Source organism: Paenibacillus sp. JJ-100, from assembly GCF_948329825.1.
GTDB lineage: Bacteria > Bacillota > Bacilli > Paenibacillales > Paenibacillaceae > Paenibacillus.
The window spans coordinates 38,545-57,922 of the sequence record NZ_CAOJCM010000011.1; the positions used below are offsets into that span (position 1 = coordinate 38,545).

The following is a 19,378-nucleotide window of genomic DNA, read 5'->3' on the forward strand; positions in this document are numbered from 1 at the left end:
ATGCCATATTTTGTGTGTCTCTATTCTATCACCTTCATTATGGCCTTGTCCTCTTTCCTAAAAATGAACGCAAAATAACAGACCTCCCTTCATCGAGAAGTCTGTGGAAGAGTCTGTTATTTATACGATTCATCTCTATTCATGATGTACTTGCTGTGACTGAGGTGAACGAGGTGAATGATGTGAGTCCGATGTAACCCATCCGTTTAAGATTGCTCGTCTGTGTTGTGGTCCTTCACTCGATCTTGTATTGAACGCTGATCTGGCATTGACTCGTCATCTACCTTGGTTCCTTGCCCGGCAGTGCGATCCAGATACCGATCATATCGATCATCCAGCTCACGAGCCATCATTCGATACTTTAATGTTTCCTCCACAATCGGATCTCGTTCTGTCTGAATGCGTACTTCGTATTTAGGAGGAATGAGCTGACGTTCGCGTTCCTCAGCATCGCCGGACGCTTCCATGTCTCCTTCCGTCAGCATATCGCTAAGCCGTCGTTCCAGTTCTTTGGATTCATCCATCGTTATTCGCTCCTTCAATGAAATCGTATTTGCTTACTCCAGTCCAGTAGCTTTGGCTTCCTTCAACACATCTGTCAATGCACCATGAATCTTGCCATTGCTGGCAACGATATGATTCACCGCTAGCGTATACGGCGTTCCAATCGTATCCGTTACCTTCCCGCCAGATTCCGCAACCAATAGCGCACCTGCAGCGATATCCCAAGGCTTGAGGCCCACTTCCGTATAAGCACTCAAACGTCCTGCTGCTACATAAGCTAGATGTATCGCAGCGGAACCACCGGCACGCAGATTACGTACCTGCGGAGCAAGAGCCTGAACAGCAGCCATATTCAGGGGCAGCGCAAACGTTGTATCTGCCGGGAAGCCTACCGCCACGAGGCTCTGCCCAAGTGTTTCTTCACCCGATACCGTCATCCGATTTCCGTGAACGTAGGCCCCTTTCCCTTTTTCCGCAACAAATAATTCGTCTCGGGAAGGGTCATAGATAACCCCAACAATGACTTCGCCCTTATGAGCCAGCGCAATCGATACGGAATAGAATGGGAACCCGTGAACGAAATTCGTCGTGCCATCCACCGGATCAACAATCCAGAGGTACTCTTCCTCCGCCGCTTCTTTCAGCGCTCTCGCGGAAGCTTCTGGCCCCGGCTCGACTCCTTCTTCACCCAGAATAGCGTGGTCTGGAAAATGGGTTAGAATCAAACGACGGATCATCTGCTCCGCCCCTTTATCCACTTCCGTCACCAGATCTTGAGGAGAATATTTGGTTCCCAGTTCACTTACTGTACCAAGACGGCTCTTAATCCACTCGCCAGCCTTGGACGCCGCATTAATGGCAACGGCAGTATAGCTTTTGCTTGTCACGACATAAGGTACCTTTTCCTTTTCACTCAAAGCGTTCACTCTACTTTCTATATCAATCTACAAAAAAGTTAAAATACTTGTTAGAAGTATACGTCCGAGCATTCGTAAAGTTTCTTGCTGCCCAAGCCTCTTTTGGCTCTACGGATGGATGCGCACCGTGGATTCGTCCACCCACTCGACACCCTCATTCTGATAGAATGCCAGTTTCTGCATCAAGTGCACCAGCGCCTCATCCTTGCGTTTTGCTTCAATCATCACATCAAGCGCCGGAGTATCTGCTGCAATATGACGCAGGAAATCGAGCAATGGTTCCACTTCAACTCCATCAGCATGACCACGAGGGTCTTTCTCACTTTTAGGGCTAGATACATGAATCTTAGGCGGTAACGGCTGGTCTGGTGATGCATCGGCCTGTGCAAGCGGTGACTGCCAGGTCTTTGAAATATCTGGCCACAGCTCCCATGGCTTCTCACCTTCATTATTCACCCACTGGTGATGGATATCCAGTACCATCGGCAACCCGAGGTTCTGACATACTGCCAATGTTTCAGGTGAAGTGAAGGTTTTATCATCATTTTCAAGTGTCAGTCGCTTCTGGATATCAGGGTCCAGCTTCAAAAAGTTTTCTTCAAAGCGCCGCGCTGCCGAAGGCTTGTCCCCGTAAGCACCGCCAATATGAATATTGTTCTTGGCTGTAGCATTCAATCCCATGGCATCCAGCATACGCACATGGTGCCGAAGATCCTTCATCGAGTTGCGCAGTACCTCTTCGCGCGGTGTACTCAGGACGGTAAAATGATCCGGATGAAAGGATACGCGCATCTGATTGTCCTTCACAAAGTCGCCAATCGCTTGAAATTCCGACTTCAGCGCCGGAAATGGGTCCCAATCACTCAAGTCTTCATGGGTTGCAAGTGGAATTAATTTGGAAGAAAAGCGATATACATGAATATGACTTCCTTTGTTATGCCGAAGCAAACGTAAGGTATTATGCAGGTTCTCGGCTGCAATGCGTTCCAGCTTGCGAATCGCCGCTTCCCTGTCTCCAATTTTATTAAAACTGGCCATTGTCATCGTCTTGGAAGGTGAAGCATTCTCCACCAGCACCGACATCGCCACGTAACCGAAACGTACAAGCATCGCTTTCTTCCTCTCTGTTCAGGGTGGACATACTGCACGGCTGTAGACAGCCGCGAAGATCAGCCGACACCGGTATATAACCAAGTTTTACCCTAAACAAGGGAGCATAATCGTAAGTTTGCCAAATCCGTTGCTATGGGTACACTCTATTCCTGAGCTTGCTCCCCAAAGAACATCTCATCAGCAAGCGCCGTCTGAATCCGAGATTCTTCCTCCGTCAACTTGCGAATGAGCTGCATCTCCACTTCCGTCACTTCCTGGTTCTGAAAATTGATCTCGGCAATGGAAGCGACGATTTTTACAATCGCCACGGCTACATTGTCCGGGGTGTATGCAATCACCTTTTGCCCGGTTGGGAACACCCGAAAGCCTTGTTTGACCATTTTACCGCGGCCATATTCCAGAAGTTCGAAGAGTTCCTGCTCGCTTTTGAATTTACATACGGAATTAAACTCTGTCTGAAATCCCATGCACATTCCTCCTGATTTGCTGATATTGGACTTTTGCTTGGATATTCGGGTCGTTTCAGGCGACTACGCCTGAACGCCGTTCTCGTAATTCAGCGCCTGCTTGCGGTTATACCGTTCCAGCCCCAGTTCGATCATGCGGTCCAGCAATTCAGCATACGATACACCTGTCTCACGCCACAAAAGAGGGTACATGCTGTACGGGGTAAACCCTGGCATCGTATTCACTTCGTTGATCAGCAGTGCTCCATCTGATTTGCGGATGAAGAAATCTGCGCGCGAGATGCCGTTACCCTCAATAGCACGGAACGCCTGCAGAGCCGCTTCACGAATGCGATCTGCTGCCTCAGGGTCCAGTGGTGCAGGAATCAACATCTGGGACTGACCGTCGATGTACTTGGCTGCATAATCGTAATATTCACCGGAGGATACAATCTCACCTGGAACGGATGCCATCGGTTCATCATTCCCGAGAACGCTGACCTCAACCTCACGTGCTTCCACAAATTCTTCAATTACAACTTTGGTGTCATACTGGAGTGCCGACTCAATTGCCGTTTTCAATTCATCGCGGTTACGCGCTTTGGAAATGCCCACACTGGACCCCAGGTTCGCCGGTTTGATGAAACATGGGTAACCCAGCTCGTCTTCGACCTGCACAATCATTTCGTGTTCAGCCTGTTTCCATTGTGTCGCATTAAAATATGTGAAGGCACACTGGTCAATCCCCGCTTGGGCGAACAGCTTTTTCATGACTACTTTGTCCATGCCACCTGCCGAAGCCAGCACACCTGCACCAACATACGGCATATCCGCCATCTCAAACATGCCCTGAATCGTGCCGTCTTCACCAAACGTACCGTGGAGCAACGGGAACATAATGTCGAGTGCTTCCGCCCCACCGTACAAACGTGCAAATAGTGCGTTGAGCGCGTCCTGTGTGCCGCCCGCTGATCCTTCCAGTTTCAAATCTTCGATCCTTGCAAATGGTGCATGCATCACCGCTCCTTTTTTCCATGTCCCCTGTTTGGAGATATAAAAAGGAACCAGTTCATACTTCTCATAATTAAAAGCATTTGTTACAGCAAACGCCGTTTGCAGCGACACTTCGTGCTCGCCCGATTTTCCGCCGTATACGACGCCTACTTTTATTTTATCCATACTCATGTGTAACCTCCGATTATATCTGTAACCTGATGCTGTCTGCGCAGCCTGTTCAGGCTCTTAGCCTTGCTGCTTCCGGTCTCTGTTCTTATTTTACACGGAACGGGCTGTCTGCGTCACCGCATCCCGGAAATCTTCACTTCAACTAAAACTCATCAGCAATATGAAAAAATAGATACACTGTCCGCTCCGTCCAGGCATACGAATCCCGGTAGTCCCAAAAACGGTGGCGGCTGCTCACAGTATGTGCGTTCACAAGCGGCATGCCCCCGGCATCAAAAGCGGTAACCACCGTGCTGTGCTGGAACCTGCCATCGCCATCCCAGTCATAGAAAATAACGTCGCCAAGCATAAGCTGCTCGGGGCGATCGACCTCGGTAGCTGTCAGTCCCCAACTGCTGCCGGACAGATACCTTGCCAAACTATTCGACACAGCCCAGCTATAACTCCACATTTCCGAGCCGTTCACATATCCTTTATACCACCAGCCTGCTTCTCTTCTTCCAGTATAGTGGATGGGTGCTCCCCCTGCAAAGAGACATTGGGACACGTAATTCGTGCAGTCCACGTCAAATTCTTCAAATGCCGGATTACCCGTATTCCACCACCGATCAGCGTAAGCAACAGCCAGATCCCGACGGTAGGTTTGTCTTCTGGCACTTCTGCCCTGTCCCAATACTTCCCGGTTCAAGAGCGGCCGGTTCATCACCTGAACAAAATCCGCTTGCTGATACGGACGTCCTTCCCCGGCCGGGCGACGTTCGGGCACTTCTCGTTCCACACGCACGATGCTCCATCGTCCATTTTCCCGTAAAAAGGTTAATCTTTCCCGTTCTATTCGATCCTCGCGGTGTGTGATACCGCTCTTCTCATAGAATAGCTTGCTGTAGAGCTGCACTTCTACCACGGCTTCTTCTGGTGCATCAATGAGTGTGCGCACAAGCTTGGCGCTGGTCTCGCTGCGAAGAGGCACGGCGCGCCGCCTGCGATACCATTCATCCAGTCTTGCCATACGCTCTCCCCGCTCCACCACAAATTCGGGATCGGACACGATTCGTTCACTGGTCTGTGGACGGTAATCGATCTCACAGCGATTATACTGGTTGACGTACGTATACAAAGCACTCTTCCATTCGCGTTCCAAGCTTGTGTCCCCCTTTGACATGAGTTCAGTCTGGATCACCTCCTACTATTTATATGAAGAAATATCCGCAGTATGTACACCGCCCGGATGAACCAATGAAATTAAACTGTCCGGAAATATCAAAATCATGCTTGTTCACACCAGTCGCAGGAAAACGCCTTCATCCTTCATAATGCTTGTTTGCACAGGCAAAAAGCCCTTTACGTACGGAGGTGAAAACGGTATACTTAGTACTAAAGTTATGATTATGAAATTATGTTTCACCTGATGAAACCAATGAACATGAATAAGGAACGATGAAGGCCTGTTCTACATTAGAAATGAACGTTCCCTTCATCTCACCGACACATTTTAAGGAGGTACATGTATGTCAGCCAAGAACCATTTCTCCGCCGCTCGTACGCTTGAGGTTGGAGGCAAGTCCTACCGCTACTACAGTCTCGATGCTCTTCAGGAAGGCGGCCACGGCGACCTTTCCAAGCTTCCCTTCTCCATTAAAGTGCTGCTCGAAGCAGCCATTCGTCAGTTCGACGGACGTGCCATCACGGAAGAACACGTAAAACAACTGACCGGCTGGGCAGAAGGCCGTGATAATAATAAGGAAATTCCGTTCATCCCTGCACGGATCGTATTGCAGGATTTCACGGGTGTACCGGTTGTTGTTGACCTTGCAGCCATGCGTGACACCGTGAAAAAAGCAGGCGGAGATCCGAAACAGATCAACCCGCTCGTGCCCGTTGACCTCGTTATTGACCACTCCGTAATGGTCGATGCTTTCGGAACCAATGATGCACTGGATTACAACATCAAGGTTGAATTCGAGCGTAACGAAGAGCGTTACCGCTTCTTGCGCTGGGCACAAACAGCGTTCAATAACTTCCGTGCTGTTCCACCATCCACAGGGATCGTTCACCAAGTTAACCTGGAGTACCTTGCTTCCGTGGCTGCAACCAAAACGGTTGATGGCGAAACGGTTGTATTCCCGGATTCCCTCGTAGGTACAGACTCCCACACCACGATGATCAACGGTCTTGGCGTTGTCGGCTGGGGTGTAGGTGGTATCGAGGCTGAAGCAGGAATGCTGGGTCAACCGCTTTATTTTGTTACACCGGACGTTATCGGTTTCAAACTGACAGGCAGCCTGAGCGAAGGCGCAACAGCAACAGACCTCGCGCTTACCGTTACGCAAATGCTTCGTAAAAAAGGCGTTGTCGGCAAATTCGTTGAGTTCTACGGACCTGGCCTTGCCAACATCGGCCTCGCTGACCGTGCAACAGTTGCCAACATGGCACCGGAATACGGCGCAACGATCGGTTTCTTCCCGGTAGACAGCGAAACGTTGAACTACCTGCGCAGCACCGGACGTTCCGATGAGCAAGTGAACTTGGTTGAAGCTTATTACAAAGCTCAAGGCATGTTCCGCACAGCAGACACTGTTGATCCTGAATTCACGGATGTTATTGAGCTTGATCTCGGCTCCGTTGTACCAAGCCTTGCAGGACCTAAACGTCCACAAGACCGTATCGAGCTGACACAAATGAAAGAAAGCTTCAACAGCATCATCCGTACTCCTGTCGACAAAGGCGGATATGGACTGAGCGATGAGAAGATCGAACAAAAAGTACCTGTAACGCACCCTGACGGTTCGAAAAGTGAGCTGAAAGCAGGCGCTGTTGTGATCGCGGCGATCACAAGTTGTACGAATACATCCAACCCGAGCGTTATGGTCGGAGCTGGTTTGCTGGCGAAAAAAGCAGTTGAATTCGGCCTGACGAAACCAGGATATGTGAAAAGCAGCTTGACTCCAGGTTCCCTCGTCGTTACAGAGTATCTGGAAAAAGCAGGGCTGATCCCGTATCTGGACCAACTCGGATTCAACGTTGCCGGTTACGGCTGTGCGACTTGTATCGGTAACTCCGGTCCACTGCCAGATGAAGTGAGCGAAGCAATTGCTGCCAACGATATGACGGTAGCAGCTGTATTGTCCGGTAACCGTAACTTCGAAGGCCGTGTACACGCACAAGTGAAAGCGAACTACTTGGCTTCTCCACCGCTGGTTGTTGCTTACGCACTGGCAGGTACTGTGGATATTGACTTCGAAACCGATCCAATCGGACACGATCAAAATAACAACCCTGTATTCCTGAAAGACATCTGGCCTAGCTCCGAAGAGATCAAGGATGCAATCGCAAGCTCCTTGAATGCTGAGATGTTCCGTAGCAAATACGAGAATGTCTTTACAGCTAATGAGCGTTGGAACCAGATCGCTGTACCGGAAGGCGAGCTGTACGAGTGGGATCCGAACTCCACTTACATCCAGAATCCGCCATTCTTCCAGGAGCTTGGTGACAAGCTGAATGATATCTCCGATATCCGAGCTGCACGTGTAATGGCATTGCTGGGTGACTCCGTAACAACGGACCACATCTCTCCAGCAGGTAACATTGCTCCGTCCAGTCCGGCTGGATTGTACCTGAAAGAGCATGGCGTAGAGCGCAAAGACTTCAACTCCTACGGTTCACGCCGTGGTAACCATGAAGTGATGATGCGTGGTACGTTCGCGAACATCCGTATTCGTAACCAGGTAGCTCCAGGCACGGAGGGCGGTATTACGAAGTACTTGCCAACAGACGAAGAAATGTCCATCTACGATGCTTCCATGAAGTATCAGGCTGAAGGACAGAACCTGATCGTTATCGCAGGTAAAGAATACGGTACAGGAAGCTCCCGTGACTGGGCAGCCAAAGGAACATTCTTGCTCGGCGTCAAAGCTGTTATCGCAGAAAGCTTCGAGCGTATTCACCGTAGTAACTTGGTGGGCATGGGCGTTATGCCATTGCAATTCCAGGAAGGTCACGGCTGGTCCAGCCTAGGCCTGAACGGACGTGAGACATATGACATCACAGGCCTGAGCAATGACGTGAAACCAGGTCAAGAACTGACGGTTACGGTTACTCGCGAAGACGGCACGAAGTTCGACTTCCCTGTAATTGCACGTCTGGACAGCATGGTGGACGTGGATTACTACCACAACGGTGGTATCCTGCAAACGGTTCTGCGCCAAATGATGAAAAAAGCTTAATACACTTTATCTTTCATGAGATAAAATAAATGAGCAAAGCCCCGCTTCATGTGCAGTGTGCACAATGAAGCGGGGCTTTTATCTGTTTGTTAGAGGTTAACGTTTATGTGTTTTGGGATTGGGTTGGTTGTTGGGAAGTGATATGAGTTTCTTCTTGGAATTCGGCCTCTGCTTATGTGAATCGACGTCGTAAGTATATGCATCAAAAATCAATCTTAATTCCCACTTCTGAATCATCCGGCGGTTCAGGTATTCGATAGATTCCTCTGTATTTTAATTTTTCCACATTGATCCAATCCATAAAGTCATCCCCGCCGTAACTGCGAATAAACACCCCATATTCCAGTTCATCATCGAAATTAATCGATTCCATATATTGAGTGAATGGATGTTTTCCTTCAATGTTTTGCAGAAAATCAGAAAATTCGATTCTCCACGCTTCGATCTCCCCTGCATACTCGTCAGGGACATAATAATAGAAACCGTCTGGTGTGTAATACGAAATTTTCATAATCATCCGATTTACCTCCTAAAGCCTGATCGTGCATTAGTTGCAAACTCATTCTTTAAAAGAATCTGCGAGCATTTCCGAGATTGAATAAGAGATTAGAGTTTCAAAATAGCCATGCCTTCCTTCAGTTGTTCAGAAACAGCCGTATAATACTCAATGCCATCTGCAAGCTCCCTTTCCGTTCTATGTACTAGATAATAAGAATATTTCTGCATCAGTTCATGCTCATCCAGCTCTACGGGCAGGTGAATGATCTCATAATAATCTGAACGCTCTGAGTTGGCATAATAACGATAACCTCTTTCACATCGGCCAACATTCATTACCGTTTGGATGACCAGTAATTCATCGCGCGTGAAGCTGCGAATCTGTTTGGATCTTTTCTCTTCCAACTCTCGTATGGCCTGTTCCTCTTCTTGTCTATGTGTTGCGTCTGCGATCTCACTTTCGATAGCGAGCAGCGCTCTCATTCTTCCGGCAAGTTCTCTAGCTAATAAGATCAATTCGAGCCCTCCTCCGATTATAGTGAACATATAAGTATTGGCACAATTGCCTAGTTATTTGCAGTCACTCTGGATTTCCCTCCTGTAAACAGCTTGTTCATAACCAACAACACCGTGTACACCAAATAACCGACCATTCCGCCAAGTGTATTCAGCATGAGATCATCCACATCAAAGATACCCATACCCGTCAGAAGCTGCGTCACTTCATAACCCAGACTAAGTAGAAAGGATAGAAACAGTACATGTATCCCGGTGAAAAAAAAATGGCGTACGAAACCCGTCATCCATACACCAAACGGTACAAATGCAAGGATATTGCCCACCAAGTGAGTTGCTGTTCCTGGCCGGTGATGCACGGAGAGACTGTGCCAGTCTCGTTTGATCTCCTGAAATGGCGTCAGATTTACAGTTCGTGTATGGATCAGATCCGGCTGACGCAGGAGCGCCATGAGTCTGTCCCATACCAGTCCTGCATCCACGGGTCCTCCTTTAAATAAAATCAGTTTGGTCAGCAAATAAAGATAAATCACGAATAGGGCAATCCAGACGATGCGAAGCAGCTTGGGTTTTATCTCATTGCCATGCTGACTGTCATTCTCATGACGTTGGTATGCATCATAAAGTTTGATTTTTTGATCATGTTTTTGCCCCTGTTGCCTATACTGCTCGTTCGGCTTGTTCTGTCTCATGCTGTCTCTCCCCTTCCATCAGGCCGTACTAGGAATTCAATATTTCAGTAGCATAATGCGCATGATCAAGTTGATTTTTCAACTGTAACAATAACGCCTTGCATATTATCACCCGAGATGTCATAGGCATCATTCTCTGGCAGATAAATCTTCGTATCCTTCTTCGAGACGTCATAATAATGGATATCATATGTAATGCCGTTCAGATCAACGCTAACGTCTCTCTTTTCTCTTAACATCTCCAGATACTCTTCCAAAACCATCTGATTCTTGTGCATCACCGCACTATGCGGCATGCCCACATATCTGAAATGCCAGGGTTCATACTGGATGCCTGTCACGTTCACTTTATCTTTGGGATATCGCAAAATAAAACCGTATTTCCATGCGTTTTTCTCCAGCCAGGCTCCCTCAGGAGCCTCACTCATTGGGGCTAGACTTGAACCTATATCCAGGGACAACCCCAGATTGTGCTCACTGTAGCCCGCAGGCAACGCGTAGTCTGAACCCTTTTGCCGATACAGCTCATCCTGTTTCTCAAAATCTCTGTACCCGCTGCTCATCAGGAAATAGCGCACTCCCTCTTCACCCGCTGCTTCAACCATCTCTTGGAATCTCTCTGCCACCTCACGGGATAACATCAATTTGTGATCCAGTAGTCCATAACCTAGAAGCAGGTCTTCCTCATCAGCTACATATACAATATCGGAGCGAACGCCTTCCGGATGTATCGGATGCTCGGAATTAACTAAGACCAGACTGCCTTTATGTATTTGCTGTTCCATTTCTTGTGTCGTAGCTTCTCGGTACCCCATGTATTTATCATCGGTGTCCAACATAACAATCGGCAACTCTTCTTTCTGCTGCAAAGCTGCCGTTGATTGCGTTACGATATATCCAATCAAAATGATACATATCAAAAAGCCCCACTTTTTCATGATTGTTCCTCCTCCCTCTCATGATTCAAGGATAGACAAAACAATTTAAAGAAAACGCAGGGCAATGTTTAAATTTTTCTTAAGTTTCATGAGAAAGCTGCTTGAAAACAGGCAGACGAACCACAAACATCGTATGTACCACATCACTTTCAGCCGATATTATACCTTCATGCTGCTCCACGATATTACGTGCGATAAACAGTCCAAGACCCGTACCGCCTTCTTGCACGGTCCGTGCCCGATCTCCGGTGTAATACATGTCAAAGATGTGCGGCAGATCATCGGGATGAATATATCCCCCATAGTTCGTCACCTGAATGACAACCTGATCTCTATCGTGAAATCCTTTGATGTCTACGTACATACCATCCTTGCCATGCCGAGCAGCATTGATTAGCAGATTCTCGAACACACGCGCAAACAGCTCCCCATCTCCTGATACGGTAAGATCGTTATCAATATATAAACGGGTCACCAGATTATTTTTTTCAAAAACAGGATAAAGTTCCTCATTCATTTGCTTCAACAGCTCGCTGAGGTCCAGCTTTGTTTTGCGTACAGGTAACATGCCATAGTTCATTCGTGTAATCTCAAACAGATCATCAATCAACTTCTCAAGCCGCTGGGACTTAGTGAACGCAATCGCTAAGAAATGCCGCGCCTGATCTTCTGTCAACTGCTCATCCTTCATCAGCAAATCCAGATATCCCAGTACAGAGGTCAGCGGTGTCCGCAGATCATGCGCAAGGTTTACGATGAGCTGGTCTTTGCTGTTTTCGGCAAAATCCCCTCGTTTCACCGCTTCTCGCAGCTTCTGGCTCGCCATATTAACACTTTCCGCAATCGTACCCAATTCGTCTTTGGCCACAATCTGTACCTGATGATCGAAATCTCCGTTAGCCAAGTGATTAATGCCTGCGGAAATCTCTTTGAAATACGTAACGTAACGTCTGGTAAACAAGTAGAAAAATAAAATCGCAAGCGGGATGAAGAGCAGCATAAAGACATACAAATCACCAATACTTCTCATGATATTACGATACTCTGCCAGCGGGTCTTCCCGCCTCACCCCTGCATAGTACATCTGTAACAGCTTATACACGATAAACGTGACGACGCCAGAAGCCAGCATACTCAGACCAAGTAGCATAATCATTGTTGTGCGAAAACTTCTCCGTTTAGTCATTGAACGTGTACCCCACACCCCAGATGGTTTTGATGAATTTGTTCTTATTCACATCTTCTCCGAGTTTCTTGCGCAGCGTGCGAATATGTACCATGACGGTATTGCCGCTTTCAAAATATGCCTCGCCCCATACCTTTTCAAAAATGCTTTCTGCGCTGAATACCTGTTTTGGATTGCTGGCAAGTAGCACTAAAATGTCAAATTCCTTCGGTGTTAACTCCAACGGTTTACCGTAGAGCGTTACGCTGTGCTGGTCGGGGACAATAACAAGTCCGCCTTTTTCCAAAACCGAGCGTTGCGCTGTAGCTGTGGACTGGCTGAACTGCAAAGCACGCCGTAGTTGAGAGTTAACGCGAGCCACAAGCTCCATCGGATTAAATGGCTTGGTCATATAGTCATCGGCTCCCATCACGAGCCCTGTGATTTTATCCATGTCCGATGTTTTCGCACTCAGGAAAATGATTGGAAAATGATGCTGTTCTCGGATTTTACGGGTCACCTCATACCCGTCCATACCCGGCATCATAATGTCCAGAACCGCCAGATCGATGGCGTGTGTCTGAACAGCCTGCAGTGCTGACTGTCCGTCAGATGCCTTAACGGTATGATAGCCTTCTTTTTGTAAATGTAAAGCAACCAAATCCGCGATCTCTATTTCATCGTCCGCAATCAGAATCGTAATTCGCTTCATTGCTTATTTCACTCCTATATGGGATGCTGGGCATATAATATCTATGAATCTAACAGATAACACCCAGATAAACAATTGAAAGCAACTGCCCTCTCCGTTCAAGTGTAAAAGAAATATCCCATTTATATAGACCCATAAATGAAATGAAAGGAAACTGGAGCTATGAAACTGGAGCGTTTGTTATCCATTGTGGTACTGCTAATTAATCGCAGGCGGTTACAGGCCAAAGACCTGGCCGACATCTTTGAAGTATCCATACGTACAATCTATCGAGACATCGACACCTTAGGCCAAGCTGGAATTCCGGTGGTGACATATCAGGGCGCAAGCGGTGGCATCGGGCTGGCAGAAGGTTACCGGCTGGACCGCAACTTGTTAACCGACAAGGATCTCGCTTCCATCGTTACGGCACTACGCAGCATCTCAACCACTCATACGAATACTGCGCGTGAGTTATTGGTAGAGAAGCTCAGCAGTATCGTGCCAGAAGCCAAAAATGAAGATTTTCAAGCCAGCACACATCGATTCATTGTTGACTATTCCACGTGGACACACCCCGAAGCGCTTCAACAAAAGTTAAACGTTATTGATCAGGGAATCGATCAGCTTCAATGTATTCGTTTTGCCTATTGCAATGCTGAAGGTGCACAGAGCTATCGCACGGTTGATCCCCATACACTTGTCCTGAAAAAGCACGTGTGGTATCTGTATGCCTTTTGCCATGAACGAAACGAATTCCGGATGTTCAAGCTGGTACGTATGAAAGATGTCACGCTTGCTGCACAGCATTTTGAACGAAAATCTATCGATCTTCAGGACAGACCGTGGCAGCAGGATTGGAGCCGTCCCGACAATCAGATCAGCATGACACTAAAATTCCACGCGCGTGCTCGTCATCTTGCCGAAGAATGGTTTGGTATTGAAAACGTGCTACCTGACGGGAACGGGTATTATATTAGCCAGGTTGCTTTCCCCGAAGACAACTGGCTATATGGTTTCATTCTCGGCTTTGGCGCAGACGTAGAGGTGTTAGAACCTTTCCATATCCGAGATAAAGTATGTCAGATGGCTGAGCAAATTGTACAAAAGTATAAAACCGCCACTCAAACCTGACAGACAGCTGTCCAGTTCCTCCCCGTATACTTCAACTATATTGAGTTTGAAGTTGTATATACTCGAGGAGGAATGAATGATGAACGTTACCGTATGCCAAAGCTGTGGGATGCCACTCACTAGTACAGATCAATTCGGTACAGAGATGGATGGCAGCACCACTCGCAATTACTGCATTTATTGTTACAAGGATGGCAAGTTTGAGCAGCCACACATGTCACTTGAAGGCATGGTTGAGATGTGCACCACCATTCTCAGGGAGGAAGGCATGGATGAGGAATCAGCACGCTCGATGCTACGCAATCAGTTGCCTCATCTGAAACGCTGGCAGCAGGCAGGAATGTCACCAACCACGAAGGCCAATCCAGAAAAAAGTATTCCGCCCAGCGAGCCTGTCCGCTATGTAACCCTGCCCGGAAAACGTCTTGCAGGAGTGTCAGCACGTACGACCAACGCAATCGAGATGAGCGGCCAAGGCTGCATCGGCGCGTTGTGGGGCCGTTATTTTGCCTCCGAATCTCTTCCGGCTCCTGAAGCTCCACGTTATGGTTGTTACACAGATTATGTAGATGGCATCGCTGGTGAATATACCATCCTGATTGGACATGAAGTTGGTGAGAATGAAACGTTGCCCGCAGGATTCGATGAGGTTCAGCTCCCTCCTGCTACCTATGCTGTGTTTACTTCGAGAACAGGCCCAATGGTTGAGGTCGTCAGCGAAGTGTGGGGAGCCGTGTGGGCATGGAATCAGCAGAGTGACCGCACATTTACAGGAGATTTTGAGTACTACGATGAACGCAGTCTGAATCCGCAGCATACACAGGTAGATGTGTATATTGCGGTAAAAGGGCAAAGATAACGTTATATACCGTCTAGAAGTGATGTTGTGAACGGAGATAACACCAACGGATTGCCCTCTAGAAGCGGGGAGTTGAATAAAGGAAATGTGTAGCTGCCAAAAGACATTGGCAGCTTTTTCGACTTATTCTGAACTACCTACCCCGACCATAGTACCAAGTTAGTTAGCATTAATCATACCTAGTCACTTGGTCATATGCCTTAGAGTCAGGTACCATTGACTTCCTTAAAATTAGGACCATTCGCATAACAACTGTTCCGATACTCCCATAGGTCCATTTTAATATCAGGTCCTTTACTCCTGATTTCCTCTAAAACCGTTTACATCTCCAAAATACTGGGTAAAATCACTAAAGTCGAAATGAATTAAAGGCTCCATAACAGAAATTTCACGGAACAAGTCATATGTACCTATATGCGAATATACGAATTTCAGCTCGACTTTCTATTCATATAACCGACACAGCTTAACTGAATGAAATACATATTATATTAAGATGCATGTCTATCATGCATGTAAGGAGGAACCAGAATGATCCGCATGCCTATTCAGCATATGCTCCCGTATCACCACCAATACCCGCGCAACACGGTGACGGCCGCTCCGAAAAAGGAAAATGAGAACACTCAAGGACCATCCTTTCATGAAATTTTACAGCAGAAAATGGCGAAAAAGAACGTATCGATGAACATGAGATAATGCTTTACATCTCTGTAGCAGCTCCCTATACTACGGGGTACAGGGTGAACATTCAAACGTGGTCGTTTTTAGTATATCGCGCTCAATGTTTGATTGGCTCACGCCTTCTACCCAGCTTTAGATAAAGGGGACTGCCTATGAGCACTATTGCCTGTTTTCACGCGCATCACTCCAATATCAGCCTGATCGAGCAGGCACTGACTTCTTATAATATCGAATTGATCCACTACGTTGATCCCGGTCTTGATCGGCTTAAGCATGATGAGGATTTTAACAACGACCTTGTTCGGGAGAAAGTCGATCAGACACTGCAATGGATGAGTCGCTGTCACGCTGACGCTATTCTTGTGACATGCACCTTGTTCGCAGCTGTACTGGAACAACACATGCACCCGTTGCCGATTCCGGTAACGGGTATTGATGATTCTCTGCTCGCCATGATGCTCACGCATCCTGGGCGGTATTTGCTCGCCTTTACCAACCCCGCTACGGTAGAACCGACGATGGCACGATATCATGCGCATCTCGATCGACACATGGCAGGACAGGAAAAACCTGAGCTCGAATCTATACTGCTGCCAGGTCTATTTGACATGATCATGCGAGGTGACCAGGAAGGCTACCTTGCGGCATTAAAGGAGACATTGCAGCAACTTGCTCTAGAGCGCAAGGATACCTCTCTTGTCGCCGCTCAGCTCTCCATGGCTCCCGCCGCTGAGCAGGCATCCGTTAATGCAGGCACGACCATCTATACCCCCCTATCACGATTAGGCGCGAGTTTGGAGCGGGAGATCGGCATTACGAAGAAAGTATAGAAGTCCTGCTATATGCTTGTACACTTTTATTCCGGAGGGAACACTATCATGATAAATCTCGCTGTAGAACCAGGCCAATCGATCGGGGATATCCGGTTAGGCATGACACAGAAGGAAGTTGAACAGACAGAAGCTTTCGCCTTTGATCCGAAGGTGGAGTATGACACTCAAGGGAAAGCTATTTTTATTGAATTCTATGAAAGTGATGAATGTAAATGTGTGCTGGGTGAGCTTGATCTGCTGGGCACGGAGGCTGACGTTCTAATTCCACAGTTGGATGCAATTGCACCATATGATCGCGAAGACCCTGAGCTAGGTTTCAGTTATCAGTTCGATCAGATTGGCTTGATCCTGTGGCGTCCCGTAGCTATGACCCGAGAGGAGATGAATGAGCCTTGGTTTCTGGAGATGTCGACCGAAAATCAGCAGGATGAAATGAAACACCTCTGCTTCTCCACGGTAGCCATCTACACCGAAGGATATTATGAGTAAATGTAGGAGTATCCATTGAATTATCCATTGGAGTACCCATTAAAGTACCCCTATGAGGAATAACAATCTTAAACGCAAAGAGATGCAGAACAGCAGGCGTAGGCTGATTTATTTAATAGTATAGATATAAGAAAAGAGAACGTACCTACGTTCTCTTTTTGTTTCACATCATATAAAAATAAGATGTGATTAATACCATGAAATTGTTATATATGCTTAACTTGTTTTATTAGGCATGGGATGCTCCGCTCTTCTACATGCAGGTAATCTGAGACTGTCCGATGGCATATTGTTTGTAATTGCAGGTATCTTAATCGTATATGGAACAAAATTGATTAGCATTACCGCGCCCGATACTCCTCGGCTTTTGCCTGCATACCGGCAGCGACCGCTTCATCGTCGCTCAAGCCACGATCTGCGGCAAAGGCACGGATGTCCTGCGTGATGCGCATGCTGCAGAACTTCGGCCCGCACATGGAGCAGAAATGCGCCTCCTTTGCCCCTTCTGCGGGCAGCGTCTCATCGTGGTAGGACAGCGCCCGTTCCGGATCCAGGGACAAGTTAAACTGATCCCGCCAGCGGAACTCGAAGCGTGCCTTCGACAGCGCATCATCTCTGCGTTGCGCGCGTGGGTGACCTTTGGCTAAATCAGCCGCATGAGCGGCTATTTTATAAGCGATAACCCCTTCACGCACATCGTCCTTATTTGGAAGCCCCAAATGCTCCTTCGGTGTAACGTAACAGAGCATGGATGTGCCAAACCAGCCAATCATCGCCGCTCCAATGGCAGACGTAATATGATCGTATCCCGGCGCAATGTCCGTGGTCAGCGGCCCGAGAGTATAAAACGGTGCTTCTTGGCAGATTTCCATCTGCAGATCCACATTCTCTTTGATCTTATGCATCGGCACATGTCCCGGCCCTTCGATCATGACCTGTACATCATGTTTCCATGCAATCTGCGTTAATTCGCCAAGTGTAGCCAGCTCCGCCATCTGTGCCTCATCATTGGCATCGTAGATGCTGCCTGGACGCAGTCCATCCCCGAGGGAGAACGCCACGTCATACCTTTTCATAATCTCACAGATTTCTTCAAAATGAGTGTACAAAAAGTTCTCCTGATGATGTGCCAGGCACCACGCCGCCATAATCGATCCGCCCCGGGATACGATACCCGTCATCCGCTTCGCAGTCATGGGAATATATCGCAATAGTACACCCGCATGAATGGTAAAATAGTCCACACCCTGCTCCGCCTGCTCAATCAACGTATCACGGTACAGTTCCCACGTTAGCGCCTCAGCTTCTCCATTCACCTTCTCCAGCGCCTGATAGAGCGGCACCGTGCCAATCGGTACTGGAGAGTTGCGTATGATCCATTCCCGGGTGGTATGAATGTCTTTGCCTGTGGAGAGATCCATCACCGTATCCGATCCCCAGCGCACAGCCCACGTCATCTTCTCTACCTCCTCCTCAATGGAGGAAGTGACAGCGGAATTGCCAATATTGGCATTAATCTTCACGTGAAAATGACGACCAATCAACATCGGCTCACTCTCCGGGTGATTGATGTTGGAAGGCAGAATCGCCCGGCCACTTGCCAGTTCCTGCCGTACAAATTCGGGCTCTACGCCTTCACGAATAGCGGCGTACTCCATCTCTGGCGTAATGATGCCCTGCCGCGCATAATGCATCTGCGTGACGCAGCGTCCGGCCTTAGCACGCAGTGGTTGCCCGCGGAATCCCGGGTACTCCTCTGCCCCTGCTCTTCGTCCGCCAGGCTTCAAACCGTTATCCTCCGGCTTAACAGCGCGGCCTTCATATGCTTCTACGTCCCCGCGCTCCATGATCCAGTGATTTCGGAGCGCAGGCAGCCCCTTCCGAATATCCATCTGGAATTCGGGATCTGTCATCGGACCGCTCGTATCGTAGACACGCAGCGGCTCATTATGCTCCACCCCTTGGGGAGTATTCGTGTCATGAAGGGCAATTTCACGCTCCGGGACAGCAATGTCCGGTCGTGAGCCCTGAATGTAGACTTTGCGGCTGCCCGGGAAGGGTTGCACCCCTCCAGCCGCTCCGGTTTTCTTTTCCACCGGATGACCATCGCGCCCCGTTTCCTCTATTCCGATCTGCTTCCCCGTTTGGTTACCTGTACTCATGTCTCCTGTCTCCTCCTCTTAGATCTTCGTTTGTCTCATGTCTTCCATGAACGTGTCAGCGTCGTATCCGCTACCCACCTGTCTAGAACACCCGGAGTACAGAAGATTAGCAGGAATGATCCTGCGCAAAGGGCCAGATTATCCAAGAGACCGGTTTTATGTACAGTTAGCACGGGGCAATGAACCTAAGATCCAATACCTATGGTGCAGGTAACGTTCGTGGTTCTTCAGCTCCTTCTCCTCATCACATGACCCTTAGCTGCTTATGCCAAGCCCCGAAGGCCACTATGAGTATCGCAACCAAAGAACCTCTGCTTGCCGCTGTATAT

The 19,378-nt window shown here is 48.2% G+C and carries 19 protein-coding genes; 6 read left to right on the plus strand and 13 right to left on the minus strand.

Annotated features, from left to right (window positions below; translation table 11 throughout):
- Positions 1-206 precede the first annotated feature (206 nt).
- The 6 genes from PQG66_RS23575 to PQG66_RS23600 form a co-directional block, all read right to left on the minus strand.
- Positions 207-524 (minus strand): hypothetical protein, encoded by a 318-nt coding sequence (locus PQG66_RS23575; RefSeq protein WP_272040281.1) that lies wholly within the window; start codon positions 522-524, stop codon positions 207-209.
- 33 nt (positions 525-557) lie between these two features.
- Positions 558-1,421 (minus strand): inositol monophosphatase family protein, encoded by an 864-nt coding sequence (locus PQG66_RS23580; RefSeq protein ID WP_272040282.1) that lies wholly within the window; start codon positions 1,419-1,421, stop codon positions 558-560.
- Between the two features lie 108 nt (positions 1,422-1,529).
- Positions 1,530-2,531 carry a UV DNA damage repair endonuclease UvsE gene (gene uvsE, locus PQG66_RS23585; protein WP_272040283.1) on the minus strand — a complete coding sequence of 334 codons (1,002 nt, stop codon included), beginning with the start codon at positions 2,529-2,531 and terminating at the stop codon, positions 1,530-1,532.
- A 146-nt stretch (positions 2,532-2,677) separates the two neighbouring features.
- Positions 2,678-3,001, minus strand: a complete 324-nt coding sequence (locus PQG66_RS23590; protein WP_110899160.1) for a hypothetical protein — start codon at positions 2,999-3,001, stop codon at positions 2,678-2,680.
- Between the two features lie 63 nt (positions 3,002-3,064).
- Positions 3,065-4,165, minus strand: a complete 1,101-nt coding sequence (locus PQG66_RS23595; protein WP_272040284.1) for a D-alanine--D-alanine ligase — start codon at positions 4,163-4,165, stop codon at positions 3,065-3,067.
- 142 nt (positions 4,166-4,307) lie between these two features.
- The gene (locus tag PQG66_RS23600) at positions 4,308-5,306 is read right to left on the minus strand and encodes an amidase domain-containing protein (RefSeq protein ID WP_442955164.1); all 999 of its coding nucleotides are present in this window, start codon (positions 5,304-5,306) and stop codon (positions 4,308-4,310) included.
- Between the two features lie 367 nt (positions 5,307-5,673).
- Here PQG66_RS23600 and acnA point away from each other — a divergent pair, with 367 nt between their 5' ends.
- On the plus strand, positions 5,674-8,388 hold the full coding sequence (acnA, locus tag PQG66_RS23605; protein WP_272040286.1) for an aconitate hydratase AcnA: 2,715 nt from the start codon (positions 5,674-5,676) through the stop codon (positions 8,386-8,388).
- Positions 8,389-8,590: 202 nt separating this feature from the next.
- Here acnA and PQG66_RS23610 read toward each other — a convergent pair whose 3' ends face one another.
- The 6 genes from PQG66_RS23610 to PQG66_RS23635 form a co-directional block, all read right to left on the minus strand.
- The gene (locus tag PQG66_RS23610; RefSeq protein ID WP_272040287.1) at positions 8,591-8,905 is read right to left on the minus strand and encodes a hypothetical protein; all 315 of its coding nucleotides are present in this window, start codon (positions 8,903-8,905) and stop codon (positions 8,591-8,593) included.
- Positions 8,906-8,994: 89 nt separating this feature from the next.
- Positions 8,995-9,402, minus strand: coding sequence for a hypothetical protein (locus tag PQG66_RS23615; RefSeq protein ID WP_272040288.1), 408 nt, complete (start codon positions 9,400-9,402; stop codon positions 8,995-8,997).
- A 50-nt stretch (positions 9,403-9,452) separates the two neighbouring features.
- Positions 9,453-10,094 (minus strand): VanZ family protein, encoded by a 642-nt coding sequence (locus PQG66_RS23620; RefSeq protein ID WP_272040289.1) that lies wholly within the window; start codon positions 10,092-10,094, stop codon positions 9,453-9,455.
- A gap of 65 nt (positions 10,095-10,159) precedes the next feature.
- On the minus strand, positions 10,160-11,032 hold the full coding sequence (locus tag PQG66_RS23625; protein ID WP_272040290.1) for a M15 family metallopeptidase: 873 nt from the start codon (positions 11,030-11,032) through the stop codon (positions 10,160-10,162).
- Between the two features lie 79 nt (positions 11,033-11,111).
- On the minus strand, positions 11,112-12,218 hold the full coding sequence (locus tag PQG66_RS23630; RefSeq protein WP_272040292.1) for a HAMP domain-containing sensor histidine kinase: 1,107 nt from the start codon (positions 12,216-12,218) through the stop codon (positions 11,112-11,114).
- On the minus strand, positions 12,211-12,909 hold the full coding sequence (locus PQG66_RS23635) for a response regulator transcription factor (protein WP_272040293.1): 699 nt from the start codon (positions 12,907-12,909) through the stop codon (positions 12,211-12,213). Before PQG66_RS23635 ends, PQG66_RS23630 begins: the two co-directional genes overlap by 8 nt.
- A 162-nt stretch (positions 12,910-13,071) precedes the next feature.
- Between PQG66_RS23635 and PQG66_RS23640 the strand changes: the two genes are divergently transcribed.
- The 5 genes from PQG66_RS23640 to PQG66_RS23660 all read left to right on the plus strand — a co-directional run bounded on the left by PQG66_RS23640 (position 13,072) and on the right by PQG66_RS23660 (position 16,887).
- Entirely contained in the window at positions 13,072-14,022 is a 951-nt protein-coding gene (locus PQG66_RS23640) for a helix-turn-helix transcriptional regulator (protein WP_272040294.1), read from the plus strand.
- A gap of 76 nt (positions 14,023-14,098) precedes the next feature.
- Positions 14,099-14,881, plus strand: a complete 783-nt coding sequence (locus tag PQG66_RS23645; protein ID WP_272040295.1) for a zinc ribbon domain-containing protein — start codon at positions 14,099-14,101, stop codon at positions 14,879-14,881.
- A 531-nt stretch (positions 14,882-15,412) separates the two neighbouring features.
- The gene (locus PQG66_RS23650) at positions 15,413-15,580 is read left to right on the plus strand and encodes a hypothetical protein (protein ID WP_272040296.1); all 168 of its coding nucleotides are present in this window, start codon (positions 15,413-15,415) and stop codon (positions 15,578-15,580) included.
- A 137-nt stretch (positions 15,581-15,717) separates the two neighbouring features.
- The gene (locus PQG66_RS23655; protein ID WP_272040297.1) at positions 15,718-16,395 is read left to right on the plus strand and encodes a hypothetical protein; all 678 of its coding nucleotides are present in this window, start codon (positions 15,718-15,720) and stop codon (positions 16,393-16,395) included.
- 48 nt (positions 16,396-16,443) lie between these two features.
- Positions 16,444-16,887, plus strand: a complete 444-nt coding sequence (locus PQG66_RS23660) for a hypothetical protein (RefSeq protein WP_272040298.1) — start codon at positions 16,444-16,446, stop codon at positions 16,885-16,887.
- A gap of 341 nt (positions 16,888-17,228) precedes the next feature.
- On the opposite strand, the gene thiC is transcribed toward PQG66_RS23660, so the two are convergent.
- On the minus strand, positions 17,229-19,049 hold the full coding sequence (gene thiC, locus PQG66_RS23665; protein WP_272040299.1) for a phosphomethylpyrimidine synthase ThiC: 1,821 nt from the start codon (positions 19,047-19,049) through the stop codon (positions 17,229-17,231).
- Positions 19,050-19,378 lie beyond the last annotated feature (329 nt).

Bases quoted from the DNA above. Each gene is read 5' to 3' on its own strand.
- PQG66_RS23620 (WP_272040289.1), bottom strand. From the start codon at position 10,094: ATGAGACAGAACAAGCCGAACGAGCAGTATAGGCAACAGGGGCAAAAA.
- PQG66_RS23590 (WP_110899160.1), bottom strand. From the start codon at position 3,001: ATGGGATTTCAGACAGAGTTTAATTCCGTATGTAAATTCAAAAGCGAG.
- PQG66_RS23650 (WP_272040296.1), top strand. From the start codon at position 15,413: ATGATCCGCATGCCTATTCAGCATATGCTCCCGTATCACCACCAATAC.
- PQG66_RS23660 (WP_272040298.1), top strand. From the start codon at position 16,444: ATGATAAATCTCGCTGTAGAACCAGGCCAATCGATCGGGGATATCCGG.
- PQG66_RS23595 (WP_272040284.1), bottom strand. From the start codon at position 4,165: ATGAGTATGGATAAAATAAAAGTAGGCGTCGTATACGGCGGAAAATCG.
- uvsE (WP_272040283.1), bottom strand. From the start codon at position 2,531: ATGCTTGTACGTTTCGGTTACGTGGCGATGTCGGTGCTGGTGGAGAAT.
- PQG66_RS23640 (WP_272040294.1), top strand. From the start codon at position 13,072: ATGAAACTGGAGCGTTTGTTATCCATTGTGGTACTGCTAATTAATCGC.
- PQG66_RS23630 (WP_272040292.1), bottom strand. From the start codon at position 12,218: ATGACTAAACGGAGAAGTTTTCGCACAACAATGATTATGCTACTTGGT.
- PQG66_RS23625 (WP_272040290.1), bottom strand. From the start codon at position 11,032: ATGAAAAAGTGGGGCTTTTTGATATGTATCATTTTGATTGGATATATC.
- acnA (WP_272040286.1), top strand. From the start codon at position 5,674: ATGTCAGCCAAGAACCATTTCTCCGCCGCTCGTACGCTTGAGGTTGGA.
- thiC (WP_272040299.1), bottom strand. From the start codon at position 19,049: ATGAGTACAGGTAACCAAACGGGGAAGCAGATCGGAATAGAGGAAACG.
- PQG66_RS23645 (WP_272040295.1), top strand. From the start codon at position 14,099: ATGATGAACGTTACCGTATGCCAAAGCTGTGGGATGCCACTCACTAGT.
- PQG66_RS23655 (WP_272040297.1), top strand. From the start codon at position 15,718: ATGAGCACTATTGCCTGTTTTCACGCGCATCACTCCAATATCAGCCTG.
- PQG66_RS23635 (WP_272040293.1), bottom strand. From the start codon at position 12,909: ATGAAGCGAATTACGATTCTGATTGCGGACGATGAAATAGAGATCGCG.
- PQG66_RS23610 (WP_272040287.1), bottom strand. From the start codon at position 8,905: ATGATTATGAAAATTTCGTATTACACACCAGACGGTTTCTATTATTAT.
- PQG66_RS23575 (WP_272040281.1), bottom strand. From the start codon at position 524: ATGGATGAATCCAAAGAACTGGAACGACGGCTTAGCGATATGCTGACG.